At 68.4% G+C, this 24,264-nt stretch carries 21 protein-coding genes and 1 pseudogene; 14 read left to right on the plus strand and 8 right to left on the minus strand.

Translation table 11 applies throughout. The features are described from left to right. Positions 1–1,239 carry a tryptophan 7-halogenase gene (locus IPG50_24715; GenBank protein ID MBK6695387.1) on the minus strand — a complete coding sequence of 413 codons (1,239 nt, stop codon included), beginning with the start codon at positions 1,237–1,239 and terminating at the stop codon, positions 1–3. Positions 1,240–1,265: 26 nt separating this feature from the next. Continuing rightward, the gene (locus IPG50_24720) at positions 1,266–1,799 is read right to left on the minus strand and encodes a hypothetical protein (GenBank protein ID MBK6695388.1); all 534 of its coding nucleotides are present in this window, start codon (positions 1,797–1,799) and stop codon (positions 1,266–1,268) included. A gap of 279 nt (positions 1,800–2,078) precedes the next feature. Between IPG50_24720 and IPG50_24725 the strand changes: the two genes are divergently transcribed. From IPG50_24725 to IPG50_24740, 4 genes are all read left to right on the plus strand, one after another. Then, positions 2,079–2,744, plus strand: a complete 666-nt coding sequence (locus IPG50_24725; protein ID MBK6695389.1) for a hypothetical protein — start codon at positions 2,079–2,081, stop codon at positions 2,742–2,744. 47 nt (positions 2,745–2,791) lie between these two features. After that, entirely contained in the window at positions 2,792–3,841 is a 1,050-nt protein-coding gene (gene thiO, locus IPG50_24730; protein MBK6695390.1) for a glycine oxidase ThiO, read from the plus strand. Positions 3,842–3,855: 14 nt separating this feature from the next. Then, positions 3,856–4,743, plus strand: coding sequence for a substrate-binding domain-containing protein (locus IPG50_24735; GenBank protein ID MBK6695391.1), 888 nt, complete (start codon positions 3,856–3,858; stop codon positions 4,741–4,743). A 101-nt stretch (positions 4,744–4,844) separates the two neighbouring features. Continuing rightward, positions 4,845–6,833 carry a VWA domain-containing protein gene (locus IPG50_24740; GenBank protein MBK6695392.1) on the plus strand — a complete coding sequence of 663 codons (1,989 nt, stop codon included), beginning with the start codon at positions 4,845–4,847 and terminating at the stop codon, positions 6,831–6,833. Between the two features lie 185 nt (positions 6,834–7,018). On the opposite strand, the gene IPG50_24745 is transcribed toward IPG50_24740, so the two are convergent. Continuing rightward, positions 7,019–7,990 carry a pirin family protein gene (locus IPG50_24745; protein ID MBK6695393.1) on the minus strand — a complete coding sequence of 324 codons (972 nt, stop codon included), beginning with the start codon at positions 7,988–7,990 and terminating at the stop codon, positions 7,019–7,021. A 145-nt stretch (positions 7,991–8,135) separates the two neighbouring features. Between IPG50_24745 and IPG50_24750 the strand changes: the two genes are divergently transcribed. Both IPG50_24750 and IPG50_24755 read left to right on the plus strand, forming a co-directional pair. Further along, complete coding sequence (locus tag IPG50_24750) at positions 8,136–10,817, plus strand: HEAT repeat domain-containing protein (GenBank protein ID MBK6695394.1); 2,682 nt, start codon at positions 8,136–8,138, stop codon at positions 10,815–10,817. A gap of 62 nt (positions 10,818–10,879) precedes the next feature. After that, entirely contained in the window at positions 10,880–11,467 is a 588-nt protein-coding gene (locus IPG50_24755; protein MBK6695395.1) for a hypothetical protein, read from the plus strand. Positions 11,468–11,507: 40 nt separating this feature from the next. Here the strand turns inward: IPG50_24755 and IPG50_24760 are convergent, their stop codons facing one another. After that, on the minus strand, positions 11,508–12,908 hold the full coding sequence (locus IPG50_24760) for a lipase family protein (protein ID MBK6695396.1): 1,401 nt from the start codon (positions 12,906–12,908) through the stop codon (positions 11,508–11,510). Between the two features lie 421 nt (positions 12,909–13,329). Here IPG50_24760 and IPG50_24765 point away from each other — a divergent pair. The 4 genes and pseudogenes from IPG50_24765 (at position 13,330) to IPG50_24780 (ending at position 17,461) form a co-directional block, all read left to right on the plus strand. Next, positions 13,330–15,639 (plus strand): annotated as a pseudogene (locus IPG50_24765) ((Fe-S)-binding protein). A gap of 24 nt (positions 15,640–15,663) precedes the next feature. Next, positions 15,664–15,843 (plus strand): DNA gyrase inhibitor YacG, encoded by a 180-nt coding sequence (yacG, locus tag IPG50_24770; protein MBK6695397.1) that lies wholly within the window; start codon positions 15,664–15,666, stop codon positions 15,841–15,843. Continuing rightward, positions 15,840–16,703: a hypothetical protein gene (locus tag IPG50_24775; protein MBK6695398.1), complete on the plus strand. Its 864-nt coding sequence runs from the start codon at positions 15,840–15,842 to the stop codon at positions 16,701–16,703. Before yacG ends, IPG50_24775 begins: the two co-directional genes overlap by 4 nt. A 164-nt stretch (positions 16,704–16,867) precedes the next feature. Further along, positions 16,868–17,461, plus strand: a complete 594-nt coding sequence (locus IPG50_24780; protein MBK6695399.1) for a hypothetical protein — start codon at positions 16,868–16,870, stop codon at positions 17,459–17,461. A gap of 5 nt (positions 17,462–17,466) precedes the next feature. Here the strand turns inward: IPG50_24780 and IPG50_24785 are convergent, their stop codons facing one another. Together IPG50_24785 and IPG50_24790 are read right to left on the minus strand one after the other, a co-directional pair. After that, positions 17,467–18,237 (minus strand): rhomboid family intramembrane serine protease, encoded by a 771-nt coding sequence (locus IPG50_24785; GenBank protein MBK6695400.1) that lies wholly within the window; start codon positions 18,235–18,237, stop codon positions 17,467–17,469. A 62-nt stretch (positions 18,238–18,299) separates the two neighbouring features. Beyond that, positions 18,300–19,175 carry a pirin family protein gene (locus tag IPG50_24790; protein ID MBK6695401.1) on the minus strand — a complete coding sequence of 292 codons (876 nt, stop codon included), beginning with the start codon at positions 19,173–19,175 and terminating at the stop codon, positions 18,300–18,302. A gap of 113 nt (positions 19,176–19,288) precedes the next feature. Between IPG50_24790 and IPG50_24795 the strand changes: the two genes are divergently transcribed. Continuing rightward, positions 19,289–20,035 (plus strand): VIT1/CCC1 transporter family protein, encoded by a 747-nt coding sequence (locus IPG50_24795; protein MBK6695402.1) that lies wholly within the window; start codon positions 19,289–19,291, stop codon positions 20,033–20,035. A 161-nt stretch (positions 20,036–20,196) separates the two neighbouring features. Beyond that, entirely contained in the window at positions 20,197–20,736 is a 540-nt protein-coding gene (locus IPG50_24800; GenBank protein ID MBK6695403.1) for a hypothetical protein, read from the plus strand. A gap of 27 nt (positions 20,737–20,763) precedes the next feature. Here the strand turns inward: IPG50_24800 and sfsA are convergent, their stop codons facing one another. Continuing rightward, the gene (gene sfsA, locus IPG50_24805; GenBank protein MBK6695404.1) at positions 20,764–21,582 is read right to left on the minus strand and encodes a DNA/RNA nuclease SfsA; all 819 of its coding nucleotides are present in this window, start codon (positions 21,580–21,582) and stop codon (positions 20,764–20,766) included. A 207-nt stretch (positions 21,583–21,789) separates the two neighbouring features. On the opposite strand from sfsA, the gene IPG50_24810 reads away from it, so the two are divergent. Both IPG50_24810 and IPG50_24815 read left to right on the plus strand, forming a co-directional pair. After that, positions 21,790–22,149, plus strand: coding sequence for a hypothetical protein (locus tag IPG50_24810; GenBank protein ID MBK6695405.1), 360 nt, complete (start codon positions 21,790–21,792; stop codon positions 22,147–22,149). A gap of 49 nt (positions 22,150–22,198) precedes the next feature. Then, the gene (locus tag IPG50_24815) at positions 22,199–23,524 is read left to right on the plus strand and encodes a hypothetical protein (protein ID MBK6695406.1); all 1,326 of its coding nucleotides are present in this window, start codon (positions 22,199–22,201) and stop codon (positions 23,522–23,524) included. Between the two features lie 49 nt (positions 23,525–23,573). Here the strand turns inward: IPG50_24815 and IPG50_24820 are convergent, their stop codons facing one another. Beyond that, positions 23,574–24,107 (minus strand): hypothetical protein, encoded by a 534-nt coding sequence (locus tag IPG50_24820; protein ID MBK6695407.1) that lies wholly within the window; start codon positions 24,105–24,107, stop codon positions 23,574–23,576. Between the last annotated feature and the right edge of the window lie 157 nt (positions 24,108–24,264).

Genomic DNA, 24,264 nt, shown 5'->3' on the forward strand with positions numbered 1-24,264 from the left:
TTACGCGTCCCAGCGAGCCGGGAACCGCGCGCGCATCTCACGTTGCCAGCGTTCGTCGCCCGCGAAGACGTCGCCCGAGAGCATCGACGTGATGGCGTGTCGCAAGAACGGGTGCTGCCGCTCGGCGAAGAGCAGCGGTTGGAGTTCGCCGCGATAGAAGGCCTGCACGGCACCCAAGAAGAGGCTCGCTCCCTTGCGTACGAGCGCCTCCCAATCAGCGAAGCGCTCCTTCGACACGTCGCCGTCTCTCAAGGCGCCGTCGATGACCTTCGCGCCTTCGTGGCCGCCGACGATGGCGAGGTGAGCGCCCGTGGAGAACAGCGGATCGAGGAACCCGCCAGCGTCCCCGACGGTGAGCCAACCGTCGCCGCGAAGATCGCGGACGCGGTAGCTGAAGTCGGCCGCGGCCTGCACGGGCCAAGACTGCTTCGCGCCATCGAGGAAACGGGTCGCTACCGGCGACTCAGCGACGGCGGCCGCGAACAGGTCGTCGAGGCTCACCGTCCCTTGCGCGCGCCTCCGCCTCAGCCACTCAGGCTTGACGACGGCGCCGACGCTCGTGCGGCCGTCCCTAAAGGGGATGAACCAGAACCAGCCGGGCTCAAAGACCACGATCTGAATGTCGCCCTCGCGCTCGCCTTCCTCGCGAAAGCAGCGCTGGAAGTGGGAGAAGAGCGCCGTCTGCTCGAGCTGCGGAACTCTCTCGGTCATGCGACCGGCGTGCGCCAAGAGCGCGTCGCGCCCCGTGGCATCGACCACGAAGCGCGCTTCGATACGCGCGCCGCACCCTGCCTCGTCGCTCACCTCCACGCCGGACGCGAAGCGGCGTCCGTGCCGCTCGTCGTAGATCACGCGCGTCACCGTCACGCCCTCGCGAACCTCGGCACCGGTCTTCGCCGCGTGGCGCAAGAGCAGCTCGTCGAACTCGTCGCGCGGAACCTGAAAGGCGCTGCCGACGCTTTTGTCGAAGGCGTCCGCGAACGCGTAGCGCGTTGCCTTGCCGGTCTCGCTCTCGTGAAAGTGCGCGCCCCGCTTCACGATGAAACGCTCCGCCGCCGCGTCGAAGACGCCGATGGCGCGGAGCACAGGCATCGACTGCGGCAAGAGTGACTCGCCGAGGTGGAAGCGCGGGAATCGCTCGCGCTCAACGACGAGCACGCGTCGCCCGAGCTTGGCGAGCGTCGCGGCACAAACGGAGCCGCCGGGGCCGCCGCCGCAGATGACGACGTCGTATTTCACGCGGGCCCTCAGCGCGGCTTGTGACGCTACTCTTGCGGCTTCGGCGGCGGCCCGAGCTGGATGCGCTCGCCGATGTACGCGCCGATGAGCGTGAAGAGCACGCCGATGACGGCCATGATGACGTAGAGGAACGTCGGCAGGACGCGCACCGTCTGGCTCTGCACCAGGAGGAACGTCGCGGGGATCGCCGTCATGAAGCTCGCGACCATCGGCTCAATGAACGTTCGGCCTGGCGAGATCATGCCCACGAGGAGGCCGCCCAAGAACCAGACGGGGATGCACATGATCATTCCGTTGCCACCTTCGAGGTCGATGGCGGTGATGACCATGGGGAGACCGAAGACGATGGCGCCCGTGAGGATGGCCTGCACCGCGAGCGCGATGCCGAGCCATTGGACGTTGACGCCCTCCTGTTGGTAACGGCGCTCGAGCTCCTCTTCGCGTGTGCGCTGGAGCTTGCCCAGGGCTTCGAGTTTGGCGCCGCACGATGCGCAGCGCGCTGACCCGACGGCGTTGTTCTTGAAACCGCAGTTTTGACAAGCGACGTTGGCGGCGGCCATGAGAAGGCCATCATATGCGGGCCCTCGCCAGAAGCTGAAGTTCCTTCTGAATTGCCCTTGAGGAACAAGCGCTTGCGCCGGGGTCGGCGGCCCGTTCGAGGCCCCGCGAGCGCCCTTGTGGGCGCCTCAAGTCCGCGGAAATTGGTCGAGATTCGGCTTCGAGGCCGCCGGTCCTTTGGGGGAAGAAAATTCTTGGGAACGTTCGCCGCCGTAGGATGTCCACCCTTTGGTCGGGTCAATTTCCTCCCGACGACGCTACTCTCCGGAGCGGCCCTCCTCATGGCTCACCTGCCCACAGCGCCCAACGTCATTGAGCTCGCCGCGAGCGAGGAAGCCGTCGACCCGGAGCTCGTCTCGCTCCCCGATCCGCCGCGCACGGAGCGAAACCTTACGGTGGGCGTGCTTCTGCTCACGACGGTCGCGGCGCTCTTGATGTGCGCTGGGCTGGCGCGCGATGTCGGCTACGCAGCCGGCTCGTCCTCGGTGGTGGAGCTGGGCGACTTGGGCGCGGTGGCTCCAACGGCCCTCACGACCAATGCGCACGTGCGCGCATCGGCGCTCCTCGGCGCCGCCGGCGGCCTTCGCTACGAGCGCCCCTTCGAGGCCGACAGCTATCGGCTCGTTCCGGTGGCGGGTCGCACCGATGTGTGGGTCGAGATCCGCGTTCCCGAGCGGCAAGAGACGGGACGCTTCGTGCCGCCGAGCTCCTTCGACGGCCGCCTCGTTCGCATGGATAGCGCTGGCCTCCGCCACCGCGGGCTCTTCGACTTGGCGTCGAGCGCCACCAAGGGCGTCGCTCTTGGTGGTCCAGAGCGCGTGTGGCTCCTCGTCGACGGTGAAACGCCTGACCGCATGCGCTGGGCCGTGATCCTCTCGGGCCTCTTCCTCGGCTTCGCCGTGTGGAACGTGCTCGCGATGGCGCGCCTCCTCAAGCGCGTTCGCTGAGCCGGAGGCGTTCGCGGCGCCTCGAGAACGGAGTACGCTCCCTGGCCGTGCGCGTCATCGTCGTGGGAGCAGGGATCATGGGCACGGCCTCCGCGCTGGAGCTCGCCGACGCCGGATGCGACGTCGTCTTGTTGGAGCGCGCCGTCCCCGGTGCCGAAGCGTCGAGCGCCGCGGCGGGCATGCTCGGCGCGCAGCTCGAGAGCCACGACGACGCCGAGTTCGACGTCTTTCGCGAAGCGCGCGACGCGTACGGTGCTTGGGCCGCGGAGCTCACGCGAAGGAGCGGCGTCGACGTGGGCTACCGAGTTTCGGGAGCCATGCGTCTCGCCCAAAGCGCCGCGGAGGCTGAGAAGCTCGAGGCGACCGTGCGTTGGCACATCCGTCGCGGCGCGCGCGCGGAGCTTCTGAGCGGCGGGGGCATCCTGGGCGTCGAGCCTTCGCTCTCGAAGTCGCTGGTCGCTGCGGCTCACTATCCCGACGAAGCGCAAGTCGAGCCGACGCGCCTCCTGCGCGCCCTTGCGGTGGCGGTCGCTCGCGAGCCGCGAATCGATGTGCGCTCCGGCGTCACCGTGCGCGGCATCCAGGTCGAGGCGGGACGGGCGACCGGTGTTCTCCTCGAAGACGGCGCGCTCTCGGCCGACGCCGTGGTGCTCGCCGCCGGAAGTTGGTCGTCGCTCATTGGCGGTGTCGAGGGGGTCGTGCCCGAGGTGCGGCCATCGCGGGGCCAACTGATCGAGCTTGAGGAGCGCCCCGCCTCGCTTCGCACGATCCTCGCTGGCTCGTCGAGTTACGTCGTGCCTCGCGGCGACGGTCGCGTGGTGTGCGGCACGACGGTGGAGTTTGTGGGGTTCGTCCGCGAGGTCACCGCCGGCGGGGTCGCGCGGATCTTGAGCGACGCCATCGCCCTCGTTCCTTCGCTGGAGGGGGCGACGCTCGGCGCGATGTGGTCGAGCTTCAGGCCGTTTTCCACGTCCGGCGCGCCGCTCGTGGGCATGACCTCGATGCCCGGACTCGTGCTCGCGACGGGCCATCATCGAAACGGCATCTTGCTCGCACCCTCCACCGCCCTGGCCGTGCGCGCCGCACTAGCCCCGTAGTACACTCGCGGACTATGGCGAAGGCCTATCCGCTCGAGCCTGATCGCGCCGCCGAACACTTCGGATTGTCGTCGGAGCAGTGCGAGCTTCTTTTGGCGTTCGAAACGGCCCCGTCGCTCGAGGCGCTAGCGCGCGCGCTCAGCCGCGACGCGTCCGTGCTCTCGCGCCAACTCCAGCGGATCGCGCAGGACACACCGGCGCTCGAAAAGACCCATGGCCGATGGCGCCTTACGCCCCTCGGCAAACAGCTCGCGGCGTGGACCCGCGACGCCATCGTGTCGCAGCGGAGAGCGCTGAGTCAGCCCACCGTGCTCCGTCTGGCGTCGACGCGCGAGTTCGCCGCACGTGTGCTCGCGCCGCGCTTGGGACAGCTCTTCCAAGCGGACCCTACGACGTCGTTCTCGCTCTTTGCCTTCGAGGATGGCGTCGAGCGACACCTCCTCTCCGGCGAGGCCGACATTGGCTTCGACTGCGGCAGGCCAACCGATCCCGAGCTGCGGTTTCGCCAGGTCGTGCCGGAGCCCTTCGCCGTCGTTGCTGCACCTTCGTTCGTCGAACGACACGGTGTCCAAACGGGCCCCGACCTCTTGCCGCTCGAGAACCTTCAGTACCAGCGCGCCACCGCCAGCACCCTCCTCGGGTTGCACGACATGGTCCCGAACGTCCGCGCCACGTTCAACGACGTCGCCAGCGTTCGCGAGGCGTGTTCGGCGGCCCTCGGCTGGGCCGTCTTGCCCACCTACGCGGTGCGCCGGGAGCTCGATCTCGGGACCCTCGTCGCGCTCGGCGGCTTTGAGGTGCCGGAGGAGCACTTCGGCGTCTTCTGGCTCCGCGAGCGACCCGCCCTCGAGGTCTGGGTGGAGCGCTGCGTGGCTTGGCTCGGCGGCGTCACCCTGGCGTGAGCTTGCGTGAGCCCAGCGTCCGCGGAAAAGTGCAGCCGCCGCGAAATTGCGAGAAATGAGTCGCGTCCGGAACCCGGGGGGCGCGCCGCTGTCGCTAGAGCATGCGAAACAGCAGGCGGGCGTCGCTCGTCGTCGGGACCTTGTTGGCAGCGGCACTTGGCGCGTCCCACGCAGCGGGAGCCGACACCCTGACGGCCACACGCTTTGACGTCATCGAGAAGGCGCATGACGTCGAGCTTCGAGTGGCGGCGGGCGTGGCCACCATGGTCGTGCGGCGTCGTGTGCAAAATACAGGTAGCAAGAGCGATCAAGCCGTGTGGTCGCTGGCGCTACCCGGTGAGAGCGTGGCTGTGAGCCTTCGCACGGCCGGCAAGAAGGCGAACGGTGAGCTCGAGTGGTTCACCGGCGAGCTGATGGAGGCGGAGGCGGCGGCCCGCAGGTACCAGGAGCTGACGGGCATCGGCGGCTTCTACCCCAAAGACCCGGCGCTGCTCTCGTGGCGTCATCGAGGCCTCCTCGCGCTTCAGGTGTTCCCGGTACCGGCGAAGGACGACAAGGTCGTGGAGTACACGCTCGCCTTGCCGACGCACTATTCGGGTGGAGCGTACCGCGTCGAGTTGCCGGAAGCGCCGGCCGATGGCGACGCCGCCGCGACGACGCTTCCGCCGACGTACACCATCGCGCGGCAAGCTGGCGCCGGCGGTGAGCTATTTGTCAACGGGGCACCGGCGCCCGACGGAGTTCGCTTCGTGCAGCCGCCCACGCTCGTGGTGGAGCTAAGGCCCAAAGCCGCGGCCCCGCTGAGCGGCGCTGTCGGCTCGGCCGTCGCCCGGCCCGGTCGCGTCGTGAGCCACGTGTCCCTCAACGTCGCGCCGCAGCTCTCGCGCGTGCCGTCGCGCGCGAGGGTCGCCGTCGTGCTCGATACGTCGCGGTCCATGGCGGGAACCGAGGGCCTCGTTTTCGCCGCGGCGCGCTCGTACGTCAGTCAATTCACCGACGCGACCATCGACGTCATCACCTTCAATCGGCGCGTGACGCACCTCACGAAGGCGGGCGTGAGCAGCGTCGAAGCGCTGTCTCTCCTGACGTCGGTCCCGCAGCTGGAGAACGGGAGCCAAGTCGACGCCGCCCTTCGCGCCGCCGATCAGCTCTTGGCGGGCCAGGTCGGCGAGCGTCGCATCTTGCTCCTGACCGATCTCCATACGCGCGCGTCGCTCACCCCCGCTCGCGTGGCCGCGCTCCAGAGCGGAGCGATCCTCCACGTCGCCACCGTCGAGGCCGGCGACCCCGCGCTGGAGCGCGACGATGAGGACGCGTGGGCTTCCGTCGCCAAGCGAACCGGCGGCGTCTTGTGGCGCGCCCATCACCCGGAGCGCGTGACCAACGCGACGCGCACCGTCTTTGAGGAGTGGGCTCGACCGAAGCGCATCGACGCCGTCCGCGTCCGCGGCGCGAAGAGTGGTGACACGCCGTGGCCCACCACGCTCGCCGAGGGCGACGGCTTTGACGCGTGGAGCCTCGCCGGCTTCTCTGCAACCGCCGTCACCGTTCAAGGGCTCCTATGGTCGACGCCGTTTTCGTCACGCATCGAGGCGACACCGCAAGACAACCGACGCACCGCGCAGCTCGTCTTCGGTCAGCCGCTCATGGACGAGCTCTCGGAGCCCGAGATGATGGCGCTCGCGACGCAAGGCGGCGTGGTCTCGCCGGTCACGAGCTACTTGGCCATCGAGCCGGGGGTGCGCCCCTCTACGGAAGGCCTCGAGTGGGGCGGCGTCGGGGGGACGGGACAAGGCTTTGGCAGAGGCGGCGGCGTCGCCAACGCCCACGTTCGCCGCTCGGCGTTCGACAAGGCGGCGTTTTTTGCGAGCGCACTTGGGCCGGCCGCCAAGCGCTGCGGCGCCAAGGGGCCAGTCGTGCTGGTGCTCGAAACCACGCTCGCGGAGGTCGTTGACGTTGGGGCCGTGGAGCATCAGACGCGCGACAAGCTCATCGAAGACTGCGTTCGCGAAGCGAGCTGGAACCTCGCCTTGCCGCCGGGCTTCTCCGAGCCCTTCGAGACGTTCAGCCTGAACATCAAGCCTGGGTGAGCGTCGCCGCCGCGCTTGCCATTGAACGGGCGACGCCATCGACGCCCACGAGCACATTGGGCGTCGACACGTCGCGGTGCACGATGCTGAGATGCACTCCCCCGTCTTGAACGTCGCGCGGAAGAGCTCGGCGAGCGTGGCGCCATGCACGAGTCCATCACCATGAAGAGGTCGCGAGACGCCGCCTAACCTTCCTGGACCAGCCGACCGCTCCGGTAGTCGTCGAACGCCTGCTGAAGCTCTTCGTCCGTGTTCATGACGAACGGGCCGCGGCGCGCGATGGGCTCGCCGATGGGCTTGCCCGCGAACAAGAGGAAACGTGCGGCGTCGTCGGTCGACGCGCGGAGCACGTCGCCGGGCCCGAGCACCGCAAGCTGCCCGCGAGGTACGGGCCTGCTGCTCCCGAAGCGCGCGGCCCCTTCGATGACGTAGACGAAGGCGTTGTAGGACGCCGGAATCGGCAGCTCGAGGCCGCCCTTCTTTAGCGCCAAGTCGACCATGAGCGGCGCCGTGGCGATGTCGACGACGGGGCCCTTCGCGCCGCCAATCTCGCCGGCCACGAGCCGCGCGCTCGCGTCGCCGACGGTCGTCATGGTGATGCGCTCCGGCGCCAGATCTTGGTAGCGCGGCTTTCGCATCTTCTCCCGCGCCGGCAGGTTCACCCAGAGCTGGTAGCCCCACATGGGGCCGCGGTCCTGCTTGGGCATCTCCGAGTGGATGATGCCGCGCCCCGCGGTCATCCACTGGACGCTGCCGGGGGCCAACCGGCCATGGTTGCCGAGGCTGTCTCGGTGCTCCATGGCGCCGTCGATCATGTACGTCACGGTCTCGAAGCCCCGGTGCGGGTGGCTCGGAAACCCTTTGATGTAGTCCTCGGGCGTCTCGGAGCGAAACTCGTCGAGCATCAAAAACGGATCGAGCAACGGCACGGCGCGGCCGCCGAGGCAGCGCCGCAAGTGGACGCCGGCGCCTTCCACGGTCGGCTGCGACTCGGCAAGCTGCGCCACTTCCCGAACGCGGCGCGCCGTGTTGGCGGCCAGACCTTGAGCCTTCTCAGGCCCCGGGTCGCGCAGCGCCTCGCGGTCGCGGCACGCGGTGGCGCCGAGCGACGTGGGGAGCAGCGCGCTTGCGGAGAGGAGTTGCCGACGTGAGAGCATGGGGACGGATTCTAGGGCCACCGGGCCGGTCCGTCAGGGTCGGCGCGGGGGGGGCCGAAGGCCGCGCCCTCGGACGCTCGAGAGGGTCGTAGCCCGGTCCAACCTGGGGTATGGTCCCGACCCTCGTTTTCGAGGGGAAAACACCATGCAAATCCGGCCCAACGAGCCCGCGCGTCCGACTCACCAGCCCAAGCTTCCGCCGGCCATCATTCGCCGCGCCGCGAAGTGGCCACCGGATGACGCCGATTTGCCGGGCGATCCCGGCTTGCCCTCTGGCGGCGGCGGCGGCTTCGGCGGCGGGGACGATGGCAACTTCAAGAGGGGCGCCATCAAGCCGGCCTACGTTCTGGTCGGGCTTGCGATGGTCATGGGAGCCGTGGGGCTCGGCGTCTTCGCCATCAAGGGCGAGGGCGAGAAGATGAAGGTCGAGGACATCGCGCGTGAGCGAAAGCTCCTCTACGTGATGCCCAAAGCCGAGCAGCTCCCGAAGTGGCGCACCTGGGCCACCAAGGGTGAGGTGCCGGCGCTCCAACAAGAGGCCTTCGCCGAGCTCTCCTGGGCCAAAGATCCCGAGGGCCTCGCGCTCATCATCAAGTCGCTCGCCTCGACCGACTCGCGCGTCGTCGGCTCTGCGGCGGCGGCCCTCTACGAGTACGGCTCGCCGGCCGCCGACGCGGCGCGCCCCGCGCTCCTCGAGGCGTTGAAGAAGGCCGACGCGAGCAACAAGCCGCAGCTGTGCTGGGCCCTCGCCATGCTCAAGGAGCCCACGGCGTTCGACGCGGTGCTGGAGGAGTACCGCCAGGGCCACCTCGCGAAGGTGCAGCGCCTCGACGGCAACCCGGTCTTCGATCCGGAGGTGCTCGCGGCCATGGTGCCCATCGAGAAGCTCGCCGGCTACGCCGGCGATCCGAGCGACAGCGTGCGTCAGCTCGTGGCCGTCATCCTCTCGCGGACTGGCGATACGCGCTGGACCGAAGCCCTCACGAAGCTCGTCAACGACAAGGTTGAGATCGCCCGTGAGGCCGCCGTGGGTCTCGGAAAGATCGCCAACGAGGCGTCGCTCAAGCCGCTCCTCGCGGCGCTCGACAAGGCCGACAAGGACAACCGCGCCAAGTTCCTCGAAGCGCTCCGCGACGGCATCGGCGCCCAAGGGCTCTTGCTCGCGCTGAAGAGCGTGAACAAGCAGACGTACGACCGCGAGAAGTTCCAGACCAAGCAGATCTTCGAGATGGTCAAGGACCTCGCCGATCCGCGCGGCGGCGACTTGCTCCACGCCTACGTCAACTCCGGCGCGCGTCCCCACTGGAAGACCGAAGCTGCCATCCGCATGGCGGAGATCGGCGACGCGCGCGCCGCGACGACGCTCGGCTGGCGCCTCGCGCAAGACACGCTGAAGCTCTACAGCGAGGCTGAGGACCCCGAATACCGCCGTGACGACAACGAGCGCGTGGTCTCGGCCCGCATGCTCGCGGACCTCGCCATCATTCACCCCGACAAGAAGCCGGAGCTGCGCGCGGCAGCGGAGGACCAGGCGATCTTCTGGGCCACCGACTATCCGCAGCCGCACGCCAACGCCCTGCGCTTCCTGGCGGCCGTCGAGTCGAAGAAGGCGCTGCCGCACATCCGCCGCTGGGCCGACCCCAAAGAGCCTTTGCCGAAGGAAGGGCAACAGCCGCCGTTCCCCGAGGAGTGGGCGACCGCACAAAGCGCGCTCCGCTACCTCGGTTGGTCGAAAGACCCGCAAGGTTGGGCGATCCTCGAGAAGCAGCTGATGCGAAAGCCCGCGAAGCTCGAGATCACCATGGAGTCGATGATGCAGGGCGGCCTCGCGATGCTTGGCATGGCGCTCCGGGCCATCGGCGTCGGCGCGAGCCACGGCTTCGCCCAGTGGGGGGATTCAAAGGCGTACCCCATGATGATCAAGTTCATCGAGGACGCCGGCAACAACGAGCAGGCGCGCATGGAAGCGTGCTTCTCGCTCTCGTGGGTCGCGACCGACGAGCAAATGAAGGAAGTCGTCGCCAAGGTGAAGGCGCTGAAAGGCACCGACGCGAAGGCCTCGTACCAGCGCGCTTGTTACCTTGAGGCGCTCATCCACCGGCCCGTCCCGGGAGCCACCGGCGCCCTCGTCGATGTCCTCTCGGCGGAGCACCCCGTCGAAGTCCGTCACTACGCGGCCCGCGCCATGGGCTTCGGCGGCATGTCGATGGAGCTCCAGAAGTCGCTCCTCGGCAAGATGAAGGACGCGAGCACCCGCGCCGACGCCGCCTTGGCGCTGCTCATCGGCGGCACGCCCGACATGGCGCAGCAAGCGATTGCACAATACAACGAGGCACCTCCGGAGGCGATGGAGGAGCTGAAGGACATCTACAACCGCTCCTTCGGTTACTGGAGCGACGTGAACTACACCGGCGGCGACCTCGCCCGCTGGATCATCAACGCCGAAGCGGTCACGCGCGTTCGCGTCCACGATCGCTTGCAAGACTGGGCGAAGCTCGTCCTCTCGCGCGCGCTCCAGGGCATTGAGTTCGACAACGGGCCGCGGTCGATCACGCGCGTGCAGTTCCGCATGCGACTCATGGCCGACGCCAAGGGTCAGGACGCGAAGAAGCGCGACGACGCCATCATGATCCTGAAGTTCATGAAGGAGAAGGGCGTGCTCATGGCGCTCCGCTACGAGCCCGGCGCTGTCGGCGACTTGGCCCGCAAAGCCTTCTTCGAGGTCATGAACCCGAAGCTCACCGACGAGCGCATTCCCGAGGCCGCCAAGGCTCAGAGCGCCGGCGCACCGACCGGCGGCGCAAACCTGGTGCCCTCGCGGAAGTGACCGGGAACCACTCGCCCGGCAAGGGCGGCGCATCGGTCGCGGCAACTGAGACCGCTCGCCGGTTGCGCCGCCGGTGCGCGCTGTCGCTTGTGTTCGTGGTCGTCGCGTGCGGCGCGCCGCCCAAAGGAGCCGACGCACCGGCGCCCGCGTTGGCTCCGAAATTTGCGCCCGGTCCCTGGGCGGCGGGTCTCGCCGCCGCATGCACCCCGGCGGGGCCCGAGCTGTGCTTCAACGCCACCGACGACAACTGCAACGGCGTCATCGACGAGGGGTGCGGCGTCTGCACGGGGCCGCTCCAGTTCGCCGCGGCGTGGTCCGAGGCCGCCGTCGACATCGACCTGGTGGTCATCGATCCGACGGGCGCGCGCGTGGATTCGGCCAATCGTGGACCGGCGCCTTCCGGGCTCAAGCTTGATCGCGACTGCCCTCGCGACAGCTGCGGCGGCCAGAACATCGAAAACATTTGCTCGGAGAACCTCGACCCGCCGCGCGGCCGCTACGTCCTCGAGCTTCGGCTCTCGACGAAGGGCGGCGCCGTCGTTCCGAACACGAAGGTGCGGGTCGGCGTCCGCGTGGGCGACAAGAGCTACGGCGCCGACTTGGAGTTGTCGCCGCTCAAAGAGCAGGAGACGGTCTCGTTCCAGCTCTGACGGCTCCGGGTCCGGCGCGGGGCCGCGAAGCCGGACGCGATCAGGGCGCGTCGCAGCGCGACATTTCCGGCTTGGCCTTCATGGCCGCCGCGATGCGGGAGTAGTAGCCGCTGACCTCTCGGCGCGAGCCGCGAGGGCCGGCGAGCCCCGCGATCGAGTGATCGAGCATGTTCGAGTCGGCGTAGGGCGGGTCGGTGGTCGGCGTCGTGAGGCCCGACGGCGTGAGCCATGCGAGCTCACCGACGTGGTGGTAGTTCATGATGTCCAAGACGCCGGGCACGCGCGTGACGAGGTCTTGGTCGTTGCGAAAGCGCGCGAGCGACACCCCGTGACGCCGGGCGCTCTCCTCGAGCTTCTTCTTGAAGACGTCGTTGCCGACCATCGGCGAGCCGAAGGTGTACATCCCCTTCACGTTGAGCTTCTCGCCTTGGTCCATTTGATCGAGGAGGCGAGCGGTCATGAGCGTGGCGAGGGCGCCGCCGAGGCTGTGGCCAGTGATCCAAATGCCGACGTTCGGATCTTGCGCCGTGAGGGCCTTGATGCGGCGCGTGAGCGCACGACCTGCGTCGACATCGTCGAGCGCTTGGAAGGAGCTGAGAAAGCCGCTGTGCGCGAAGCCCCAGCCCTGCGAGAAGCCCTTCGCGGTGAGGTCGGTCTTGAAGAACTCGAGGTCCTTGATGAGGTCGATGACCTGCCGGAAGCGGATGTTGTCCTTCTGCGGCGGCTCGGTGCCCCGAAACGCCACGACGATGATGGGCTTGGTGCCGTGGCGCGCGACGACCGCCTGCGCGCTCCCTCGGCCCATCCACTTCTCGAGGAACGAGTACGGCTTGCCGCTCAAGAACTGGATGTAGCTCGCCTCCTGCGTCTCGCGCATGAGAAAGTCGCGGAGCGCCGAGCCCGGGAGCTCTGCCCCGTCGGCGCCCTGCGCGGTGTAACGCTTCTCAAGGAAGTCCTGGGCGCAGGTGCCAAACTGCCCCACGCGCCGCGCGTCGCGAAAGTGCGTGAGGAGGTAGGCAGGACCGCTGTTCGCGAGCCTCGCGAGCTCCTCCTCGTGCGTGAGCTCGTAGTCGCGGAGCTTGCCCAAGTCCTTTCCGCACTGGACCCAGACGCGATCGCGCGCAGTGCCGAAGCCCAAGTCGAGAAGTTGGGGCGCGTAGTAGCCGAGGTGGGCGTACTCGTTGGCCGAGAGCATCGAGAGCCACGCGGCGTTCGTCAGGTTGATTGGGCTCGAGGGCTTCGTGCAGAAGTTGAACGTGGTGCCGCCGGTGGGGGACTCGCTCGTGAAGACCGGCAGACCGTCGGCGACGGCGGTGCGCGCCTCTTCGAGGGCGTCTTCCGAGGGCTCGTCGAATTCTGCCTCCTCGTCGGGGGCTGCCGAGCAACCGACTGAAGCCATCAGCGCGAGACCGGTAGCGAGCAACAAAGGGCGCGAGATCATCGGGGGCTCCGTGGCAAAGCAAGAAGAGGAAGGGGACGCTTAGGGCTCTGCACGCTGCGTACCGCAGCCGGATGCGGCCTCGACCCCTCGGCGCCAGCCTTGCGGCCTTGGCTGAGCCGTGGAGTTCCCGCAAATTCCTCGCGAAACGGCGGCGTTCCTCACGCCCCATGGGGCTTGCGTCGCTTGCCTGCGCTTTAGGGGGCGCTCCTCATGGGTTCTCCGACCAGGGACGTGGGGGGGCGAATGGGGAAGTTGCCGGGGCTTTGTGGCTTGTGCGCTCCCGGGGTCCCCCTCGCCGCGACGGGTGGCGCAAACCCCATTTGACGCGGCGGGCTATTTCCCCCTAAATCCCGGCCACCCCTTCATCTTTCGCCCTTCCAATCGGGCGAGGAGCCCGAACGCGACCTATGAGGAACGAGTCATGAGCCCCCTGGCGATGAGCCTGATTTTCGTGGTCGCGCTCTCCATCTTCGGTTGGTCCGCGATGGGGCGCTGGCGCCTGCTGATGACCGGGCGACCGGAGGCTCGCTTCGACCGCATCGGAGAGCGACTCGCGGGCGTGTGGCAGTTCGCCGTGCGCCAGCAGAAGATGGACTAGTACCAACCGGCCGGCGTCGCTCACAAGCTCATCTTCCTGGGCTTTGGTGTGCTCTTGCTCCGCACGTTGACGCTCTGGGGGCGGGCCTTCTACGCGCCCTTCAACCTCTTCGTGCTTGGCCCCGACACGACGCTCGGGCGCATCTACGAGTTCTCCAAGGACTCGGTGGCCTTCGCCGTGCTCCTCGGCGTCGGCATCTTTGCGTACTACCGCGTTCTTCGACCGCTCAAGCGCATCACGCTCCACTGGGAGGGCACGCTCATCCTCGCGATCATCGCGACGATGATGCTCTCCGACATGACCTACGACGGCGCCGCCAACGTGCTCCTCTCGCGCCGCGCGGAGCTCTGCATGGCCGCGACGCCGCACGCGAGCTGCTCGGCGATCCACACGATCATCGCGCCCTTTGGCACCGAGCCCCATATCTCCTGGACCGTTTGGCCGGCGCCGGCCGGCTCGCTCTTTGCGGCGATGCTCAAGAAGCTCAGCCCGACGACGCTCGTGGTGTTGGCGCACGCGGGCTTCTGGCTCCACTCGTCGCTCGTGCTCGTGTTCTTGAACCTGCTCCCGCACTCGAAACATTTCCACGTCATCACGGCGATCCCGAACGTCTTCTTCCGGAACCTCGACCCGCCGGGGCGCCTCAGGCCCATGGCCGAGTCGGCGGAGAAGGTGATGGAGCTCGTGAGCGCCGCCTACGAGCTGCCGGACCCGAGCGTGCCGGCCAACGGTGCGGGGCGCATTCAGCACTTCACGTGGAAGTCGATCCTCGACTTTTACACGTGCACCGAGTGCGGTCGTTGCTCCGACAACTGCCCGGCCCACCGAACCGACAAGGTCCTGTCGCCGAAGCACCTCACGCTCGACCTCCGCAACCACCTCTATTCGCGCAGCGGTGAGCTCGTCGCGGCCAAGGCGAAAGCAAGCGCGACGCCGGCGCTGCCGACGCCGACGCCGGCTGCCGAAGGCGAAGGCGAGAGCGCGGCCGCGTCGACCGCGGCGACGCCCGAGGTCCCCGCCGACGGCGGCGCCAAGGGCATCGACATCAAGGACTTCATTCACCCCGACGTGCTCTGGGCCTGCACCACGTGCCGCGCTTGCGAAGAGCAGTGCCCGGTCTTCATCTCGTACGTCGACAAGATCGTCGACATGAGGCGAGCCCTCGTCCTCATTAAGGGCGAGTTCCCGCACACGCTCCAAAAGCCTTTGGAGGCCCTCGAGATCAACGGCAACCCGTGGAACCTCGCGCGCACCGAGCGCGCCGCGTGGACCGACGGCCTCGACGTGCCCATGCTCGCCGACAACCCCAAGGCCGAGGTCCTCTACTGGGTTGGCTGCGCCGCCAGCTACGACGATCGCGCCAAGCGCATCGCCCGCTCCACGGTGAAGCTCTTCAAGCAGGCCGGCGTCGACTTCGCGATTCTCGGCACCGAGGAGACGTGCACCGGCGATCCGGCGCGGCGCGCGGGCAACGAGCTCGCGTTTGCGCAGCTTGCCGAGGCCAACGTCGCGACGCTCAAGGGCTACAAAGAGCAAGGCGGCGCCCGCACCGTCGTGACGACGTGCCCCCACTGCTTCAACACGCTCAAGAACGAGTACAAGGACTTCGGCATCGAGCTCGAGGTCGTCCACCACGCCGACTTCTTGATGGGCCTTCTGGCGCAGAAGAAGCTCGTCCCGACGAAGGCCGCCGAAGGCCGCGTGACGTACCACGACAGCTGCTACCTGGGCCGCTACAACGGCGTCTACGAGTCGCCGCGGGAGATCTTGCGTCGCATCCCCGGCGTCGAGCTCGTGGAGCCGGAGTATTGGACCAAGCAACGGGGCCTCTGCTGCGGCGCCGGCGGCGCGCAGATGTTCATGGAAGAGCAGAACACCAACCGCGTGAACGTGAAGCGCACGCTTCAGCTCATCGACACCAAGGCCACGACCATCGCGAGCGCATGTCCGTTTTGCATGACGATGCTGACCGACGGCTTGAAGAGCCAGAGCCTCGAAGACAAGATTCGACAGGTCGACATCGCTGAGCTGCTCGCCGAGAGCTGCGAAGAGCAGCCGGTGCTGGCGCCTGTCGTCGAGCCGGTGGCCATGGTGCCGCCGGCCGAGCCCACGCCTCCTGTCGCGACGGCGTGAGCGTAGTAAGCTGGTCCGTGCGTCATGCGCTGCCCCATCTGCAAGGCCGCCATCACACCCGGGATGCAAGGTCCCATGCCGTTCTGTTCCCCGCGCTGCAAAGCCATCGACCTCGGCAAGTGGCTCACGGAAGCGTACGCGGTTCCGGTCGACGACTCGGACGACGAGATGCGGCACCAGCCGCCGGAATCGAAGGACGAATGAACGCACGCACTGCTTGGCGCACCGGTTGGCGCACCGGTTGGCTCGCTGGGGTCGCGCTCTTTCTCACCACGGCGCTATCGCCATCGGCCTCGGCTCAACAGCCGCCGGTTTATGGTCCGCAGCCCTATGCGCAGCCCTACGGACCGCCGCCGTACGGCCAGCCAGCACCGATGCAGCCGCAAGGCGCGCCTTACGGTCCAACGCCGAATGCCGCCGCCCCGCAAGGCGGGTACCCGTATGGCCCGCAGCCAGCGGTTGGCCCCGCGCCGGCCTCCACATCCGACGGCGAGGACTCGGGACGCACGCTCGAGTTCTTCTACGCGCGAGCTGGCGTTGGCGGTGCCTACGCTTCGCTCGATGCGCTCAGCGGGACCGGCCTTCAGCTCCGCAACCTCTCGGGTGTCGGTGGCGCGCTCGAGGTGGGCTTTGGTGCACGCCTCCTCATCGTGACCATCGGGCCGCGCGCGCGCGCGCTCGTCTTGTCGAACGCAACCTTGTGGCAGCTCGGTGGGGAGCTTGCGCTGCGCGTACCCGTCGGTCGCTGGGATCCGCACGTGGGCTTGCAAGGCGGCTACACGTTCGGACAAAAGCCACGCGAAGACATCGAGTGCGGTCGCCCGACTTGCGACGGCAGCGGAGACGTTGGCATCTCCGGTGGCGACGTCGCCATCGCGGGTGGCGTTGACTACTACGTGACGCCGACGTTTTCCCTCGGCGCAGACCTCGCGGCGATGATGCTTCTCTTGTCGCGCGACGCAGCGCCGCAGCCAGGCCTCCCGCCGCAGCCGGCGTTGAACGACGCCGCCTCCATGACGGGCTTCGGGCTCAAGCTTGGTGCGCACGCGGGCGTTCACTTTTGACGGATTAATCCGGACTTTGCCGCAGATGGCGCGCATGTAAGAGCATTCCCCCGACGGGCGAATGATCCGGATGGGCGCTGCGATGGACCCGGCCCGTGCCGAAATCGGCGGGTTTGGGCCGCGCTCGGCAGCTGGAATCGTCCTTGCCTCATCGAGTGGCGGGCATGTCGACGCTTGACGCGCATACCATCTCCGCCGGGCCACGGGAGCCGGTCGCCAAAGAGCGGCCCGTGCCCGAAGAGCCCACGGTCGTGGTGGCCGCCGGTGTCGAGATTGGGGAGCGCCGTGCCCCTTCGCGTCCCCCGATGCCGACGATGCCTGGCGAGCGTGAGGTCCAGGAGATCGTCAAGCAAGGGCGCCTTCAGTCCTGGCTCCTCAGCGTCGCGGCCCTCTTGCTCTTCGCGAGCGCGGGCATCCTCTTGGCGGGCGGGCTGGGACGCGGCGCCGTTGGCGCGACGGGGCCGCAACGCGCGGCCGCTCCAGCCGCGTTCGCGCAGCGCGACGTGTCACGCGCTCACGGCCGGACGACGGTGGAGAGTCCGTCGGTGGCTTCGCCGATGCTAGAGGCCGTCGCCGCGCCCAAGCTGCTGCCGCCACCGCCACCGCCGGTCGAGCCCCTCACGGCGCCTAGCCCTCCGGCGCCTGTCGTTGTCGAGGCTGCCGAGCTGAGAGACGCGCCCGTGGAGAAGCCGGCCCCAAGGAAGCGGGCGAGCCGGTCGCGTTTGAGGCCAGAGATCGTCCGCGACACGCCCTTCTGAGGTTCTCAGAAGCGGACGTGGCGCACGAGTCGACCTCGCTCGTCGAGGAGCACGGTGGGCGGCACGTGTCGCGCAGCCCGACGAGACGTGGCGCGCGCTCGTTCGAGCGCCATCGACAGAATGACCACTGCGCCGGCCACGAAGCCACCGACGTGCGCCCACCACGCGACGCCGCCAGCCTGCGCCGCGAGCGGCGAGAGGGAGAGCCAGGCGCCCGCGAAGAGCTGCTCCAAGAACCACACGCCGAGGAACAAGAAGGCCGGCACTTCAAAGAAGAGCGGGAAGATGAACACCGGGAAGAGCACCGTGACGCGGGCCTTTGGGAAGAGGAGCAGGTGGGCTCCAAGGAGTCCGGCCACGGCGCCCGACGCACCGATCATGGGGATGTTCGAGAAGGGCGAGGCCAAGACCTGCATGAGCGCGGCGCCGATGGCCGAGAGGCCGTAGAGCAGCGCGAGCTTGGCGGGACCCAGGCGCGATTCGAGGGCGCGACCGAAGACCCAGAGGAAGAGCACGTTGCCGACGAGGTGCGCCCAGCCGCCGTGGAGGAACGCGGAGGTCAGCACCGGGAGCAGCCACCCGCCGATGTCGAGCGGGTCGTGGACGAAGAGCGCCGTTGAGCGAGCGGGCAAGAGGCCGAAGGTGCCGACGAGGGCGTCGAGACTCTCGGGCGGCAAGCTCGTCTCGAACAGGAACACGAGCACGTTGGCGAGCGCCAAGGCCACGGTCACCTTGGCCCCGCGGACTCCCGTGACGCTGCTTCGGACGGGGAACATGCCCTCTTATCGGTAAGCACGGCCCGGGCTTTGTCGAGGGGGCCGTGGTTGTGAAATACGCTCTAGTGCTCGCGTTCGATCGCGCCCATTTTTCCGCTTCGATAATCGTTGAACGCCTGCTCGAGCTCAGCCGTCGTGTTCATCACGAAGGGGCCGTAGCGGGCCACCGGCTCTCGGAGCGGCTCGCCAGCGATGAGCAGCAGGCGCGCCGGCTCCTTCGCCTCGGCGTCGCACGAGAGCGCGAGCGCTCCGCCCTCCTCGAAGAGAGCGCATGAGCCGTCGTCGACCTCGGTGCCCGCCACGCTGGCGCGCCCGGCGAAGACGAAGGCGAAGCCGCGCATCGCGTCGTCGAGATCGAGCTCCACGCGGGCGCCGGGTTGAAGGGTCCAGTCGTGGTAGGCGACCTTCGTACGGGTATCGATGACGGCGCTTACGCCGAGCGCCGTGCCTGCGATGACCGCGACGGACGCGAGACCGTCGTGCGAGGTCGCCTTGGGGATGTTTGCGCCCGGCACTTCTTGGTAGCGCGGCGCCATCATCTTGTCTTTGGAAGGCAAGTTCACCCACAGCTGAAAGCCGTGCATCCGGCCGCCCCGTTCCATCAGCCGTCGCGAGGGCATCTCGCTGTGCACGATGCCGGCGCCGGCGGTCATCCATTGCACGTCGCCCTTGCCGATGAAGCCGCGGTGCCCCGCCGAGTCTTCGTGCTCCACCTCACCGTCAAGCACGTAGGTGACCGTCTCGAAGCCGCGATGCGGGTGGTCCGGTGCACCGACGGCGCGGCCGGCGGCATAGTCGACGGGACCCAGCTCGTCGAGCAGCAGGAACGGGTCGACGTGGTCGATGCCGCGAACCGGGAAGGGGCGGCGCACGACGAACCCACCGCCTTCGAGGGTGCGGGTCGACGGGAGAACTCGGACGATGCGACGGGGCTCCATGGTGGTGACGTCTGGGGTCGCGCCGCCGCCTCGGCAGCGGCGCCTCCGACTCGCACGCGGCCCGGCCGAACATGGAGATGGCGCCGCCGTGCGGGGGGCGCGATGATCCGCGCATGCCCGCCGAACGAGCCCCGGTGCCTCGCGCAGACGATGCCCGCCATCACCACGACGTGGTGGACCGGCACGGGCAGGCTTCGTGGCTCGAACCCGTCGTGCTCGGCGGCCAGGACGGCCTCGTCAACGTGCTCGGCGTTCTCCTTGGCGTGGCGGCGGCGACGTCCCAGGTGCGCATCGTGCTCGCGGCGGGGCTCGCCGCGGCCGTCGCTGAGTCCGTGTCGATGGCGGCCGTGGCCTACACCTCCAAGGCAGCAGCCAACGATCAATACGAGAGCGAGCGCGCGCGCGAGCATCGCCACATCGACGCGGTGCCCGACCTCGAACGCGATGAGGTGCGGTCGATCTTCGTTCGCAAGGGGTTCTCCGGGGAGCTGCTCGAGCGCATTGTCGCGACGGTGACGAGCGATCGCGAGACCTGGGTTGCGCTGATGCTCTCGGAAGAGCACAAGCTCGCGCCGATCACCCGGCGCGAGAACCTTCGCACGTCGGCCATCGTCGGCGCGGCTGCGCTCATCGGCTCGATCCTGCCGCTCTTGCCCTTCGTGGTCTTGGGCGTCGGCGCTGGCATCGCGGCGTCCTTGGCCTTGTCGGCGGTCACGCTCTTCGCTTTCGGCGTCTACAAGGCGCGCATCACCGTCGGCGCTCCGCTTCGCAGCGGCGTCGAGCTCGCAGTGATCGGTCTGGTGAGTGCGCTGGCCGGCTACGCCATTGGCTGGCTGTTTCAAGCGCCCACGCTCGGATGACCTGGGTCGCCGGCGCCGACAAAGACCGCGCAGCGTGGCGGGCGTTTTTGTTCTGGAGCGCCTTGCCGCCGGCCGACCGATCCACTCGGTGTCCGATGCGACCGTAAACCGAGCCGAATTGTAGCGACCCGCGCAGGCACGCGAGCTGCAGGAGAGCGGCCATGCGAAGCCTCGTCGCGCTCCTCGTCGCCGTGACCGCTTGCTCTGCCGACGTCGACGCGGAGAGCGATACCGCCGAAGGCGCGGTCGAACTGGCGCCGATTTACTTGAGCCAAGCGCCGCTCACGAACAACGTGGCCGAGCTCTACAACAAGCTGAACGTCCTGCCTTCCGTCGTCTCCGGCGGTGCGAAGGTGTCAGGGCCCGGCCTCTTCGGCATCGTCTGCACGCACGAGGCGTGCACGCTCAACTGGCTCCAACGACAAGACTGGCCGTCGTCGCAGTTCATGCTTACGGGGCCCGTGGCGAAGGCCATCGCGTTGGCCTTGCCGGAGGCCGACCGCACCTACGAGAACGACGGCGTGAAGTTCCGCTGCGACGTCGAGAAGGGAGGCCTCCTCTCGGCGGACCGATACAACTGCGCCTTCGGCGGCCTCAAGCCGACGGTGCAGGCCGTCGCGCCGAGCGTCATGATCACGCCGAACGTAGAGCTCAAGGAGGCCGACGCGCGGAAGGCGTACGACAAATACTTCCGCGACTGACCGAGCGGTGGCGCCCTTCGTGAGCCGCTACCGAGGCACACGTGACTTCCATCCGGACGTGCTCTTGAGGGCGAGCGCCCAAGGCAGCAGCGTCCGCGTGTCGTAGCGCTCAACGTCGACGGGGAGTTCGCCCAAGTACGTGAGCCCGCGGAGCGAGACGTCGAAGGAGAGCGCCCGCACCGTGACGCCGGACCGTGTCGCTTGGCGGAGCGCTCGAGCGAACGCAGGGTCGTGGTGTTGGCTTGGGCGCACGAAGCGGCCGTCGCTTCGCTGCACCGTGAAGATGACCGTCGCCAGGACGCCGCGCTTCGCGAGCCGCGTGAGCGCGTGGACGTGTCGCGTGGCACGCTCGCTCGTCGAGTCGGGGAAGTAGGCGCCGCCGTCGGGGTAAACGAGGTGGCAGTTCTTGACCTCGACGTAGTGCGGCAGGGCTCTGGGACCCCGCTCGAGCAGAAAGTCGATGCGGTGCCCGCGGCCGTAGGGTTGCTCGGGTCGGATGCTGGTGACATCTTCGAAGCCCGCGATGCGTCGCTCCGCGAGCAGCGCGCCGACGAGCCGATTCGGCAGCGCCGTGTTGGCTCCGACGAGCAAACGCTCGGCGCTGTTGGTGGCGTTCGGCTCCTCGATGAGCTCCCACGTGTAGCGCAGCTTCCGGGTCTTCGACGCGGCCCGGCTCAGCCAAACGCGTGCGCCCGGTCGCACGAGCCCCTCCATGCGGCCCGAGTTGACGCAGTGCGCGCGAACCACGCGCCGGTTCTTGAGGCGCACGTCGGCGAGGAACCGCGCGTAGCGGGCCACCAGCTCCCCCTCAAGGAGCTCCGGAAACAGATGAACCTCGTTCGCCATGACACCCCGCTACGCCGACCTGCGAGCCGGCGACGTTGCGCCAATTCCAAGGAGGCGCCAAGGGCGCTGCTCTTTTGGCGTTCGCAGCCTTTGCGCCGGACCGCGCGAGGGCGCAGCGACTGCGTCGGTCCCCTGGCCTTGTCGGCCGCAAACCGGCTTCCCGGGCGGCGGCACGAAAGGTGCTCGTCCGGCGCGAGGAGTTCCGTCATGACGAACAAACCGAACGACGCCAAGGCGGACGACGCTGCCCAGCGAACCGCCGACGAAGAAGAGCTTGAACTGCACGAGCAGAAGCTCCGTCACCACGCCAATCGCGTTCGCGAAGTGGCCCTCGCGGGTGCTGCCGCAGGCGCTGCAACGGGGGCTCTCGCCGGCCCTCCCGGGGCCCTCGCCGGAGCCGTCATCGGCGGGATCGCCGGCGCCATCGCCGGCGAGGCGATGGATGAGCAGGCCGATCGGGACGAAGCCCACGACCAAGAGCTGGACGAAGAGATCGGTGTCATGGGGGGAGATATCGGCGCCCGCGGGGAAGAGACCACGCCGGGCAAGACGAAGCCCCGCGGCTAAAGCGCGCAACCGCCCTGCTCGGGCTCGTCCTTGCTATCGTGATGGCACTTTGGGCGCTGCGCACTCAATCGCCGTTGGCGGAGCATCGCTGACCGCGCTCGCGCTTGGCGCTTTCGCGTGCTTGGGACCCACGCAGATCACGGTCGTCGTCTCCACCGACGTTCCCTGCGGTGTCGTCGCAAGGCAGGGCGTTGCGATCCACGGCGGCATCGCGAAGGATGCGCCGCTGGCCGTCACGTTCGCCTGCTCCGAAGGGCCAGCTCCGCACCTCGTGGGAACGCTGGTGCTGGCGCCGAGCGGCGCGAAAGACGAGGAAGTCACGCTCTCGGTCGTCGGCGGCGTCGGCGCGCGCGCGGAGGCTTGCGCGGGGCCAAGCTACGCGGGGTGCATCGTCGCGCGACGTCGCCTGCGGTTCGTGCCGCACCAGGGGCTCGAACTGCCGATTGAGCTCTCGCAGGCGTGCGCTGACGTTCCCTGCGACGAACGCACGACCTGTGCTCGCGGTCGATGCGTTCCGGCGGCGGTCGACGAGCCGGGCTTCTGCGTCGGCGACGCTTGCGGCCCACCGGCCAAAGGCGACGCGGCCATCATCGTGGCTCCGACGCGCGTCCTCTCGCGCCCGCAGGTCTACGGGTTCGCGGCGACGCCGAGCCGGCTCTACTGGTCGGAGGACGCGGGCGTCTTCTACGTGGCTTGGGCTGAGCTCGATTCGGCAGCGCCGACCGTGACCAGTCTGCCGCTCTTCGAAGTCTTCAAAGAGCCCCGCGGCCTCGCCGCTGTGCCGCTCGACGCCGACTTTGCCATCTTCGTCGTCGGCTCGGGGTGCCCCGTGGCGAGGCGTGAGTTCACCGCGGACTACTTTGCTACGAATGCAGCCGATTGCCCGACGGTGCAGACCCTCGGGGTCGCCGGCTATCCGACTCGCTCGTCCGAGGGCGGCGCGCCGTATCCCCACGCCGCAATCACGCTTCCGTCGGTGGCCGAGGTCCGGCCGAGGGTCAACCTTCCGGCGGTTGCTGTGGACCAGCCGGGCTACGCGGAGGCGACAGCCGCAGAGATCTTCGTCGCCGCCCAGGGCGGCCTACGCTCCTTCGCGTTGGACCCCGACGGCCGGACAGGCGCCCTCACCGACGCCGGCGCCCTGCCAGGCCAATCGCTGCTCGGCATCGCCGTTGGAACGAAGAGAATCTACCTGTCGACGCGTTCGGGCGGATTGTTGGCGGTCGACCGAGCGACGCGCGCAGTCGTGCCGGTTCCCGCCGCCCCTCCGTCTCTGACGGGCATCCAGGATCTGCTCTTCGTCTCCACGCCGACGGGAGGTGATCTCTACATCGCCGCTTCCGACGGCGTCTACCGCGCGCGCAACGTCGAATAGCGTGAGTCGAGGACCGACCCACGCGATTCGAACGTCACGTCCTCTGCCGTTACCTTCGCTCGGTCACGCGCGCCTCGAGATCGCGCACGGCGCCTTGCAAGTCGGCGAGCTGCCGATCGAGCTTGGCTTGGACGTAGTCGAGCGTAGTCGCCGAGGCGGATTCGAGCGTTCGCACTTCGGACCTCACGAGAACTTCCTTCTCTTGAACGTCCTTGAGCGCCGCGCGAATCACCGGCGCCGGCTCCGTCAGCTGCGACAGCCGCGCCTGGACGTCCTGTCGTCGCTTCAGCAGATCGTCGAGGACCTTCTGGGCGCGTTGCGCGCGCTCGCCACGACCTTGGAGCAGCGATTCCGTCGCTTCGCCCTGAGCCTTGTCGGCTTTCCCTTGGGCGCGCTCGGTGTCGCGAAGCGCTTCCGCGTGCGCCTTCGCCAAGTCTTGATCGGCCACGGCCTTGGCGGCGATGACCCGTTGATCGGCGGCGTCGCGCTCTTGGTCGGCCTTCTCCTGCGCCTGGTTGGCCGCCTTCTGTTGCGCTTCCGCCGACTGGCACCCAAGCGAAAGGGAACCTAGGCCAAGGCTCATCGCTACGAACAATATCTGACGCATCATGGGTCGGGCTCCGTTCTGGTGAGCGCCCGTACGCACGAGTCGTGCCGTCGCGCCATGCCGCGACATTGCGGGCATAGTCGCGTCAGCCCTGCGTCGCGCGCTCTCAATTTGCAAACGACGAGCGCCGTTG

The organism is Myxococcales bacterium (genome assembly GCA_016703425.1).
GTDB lineage: Bacteria > Myxococcota_A > Polyangia > Polyangiales > Polyangiaceae > JADJCA01.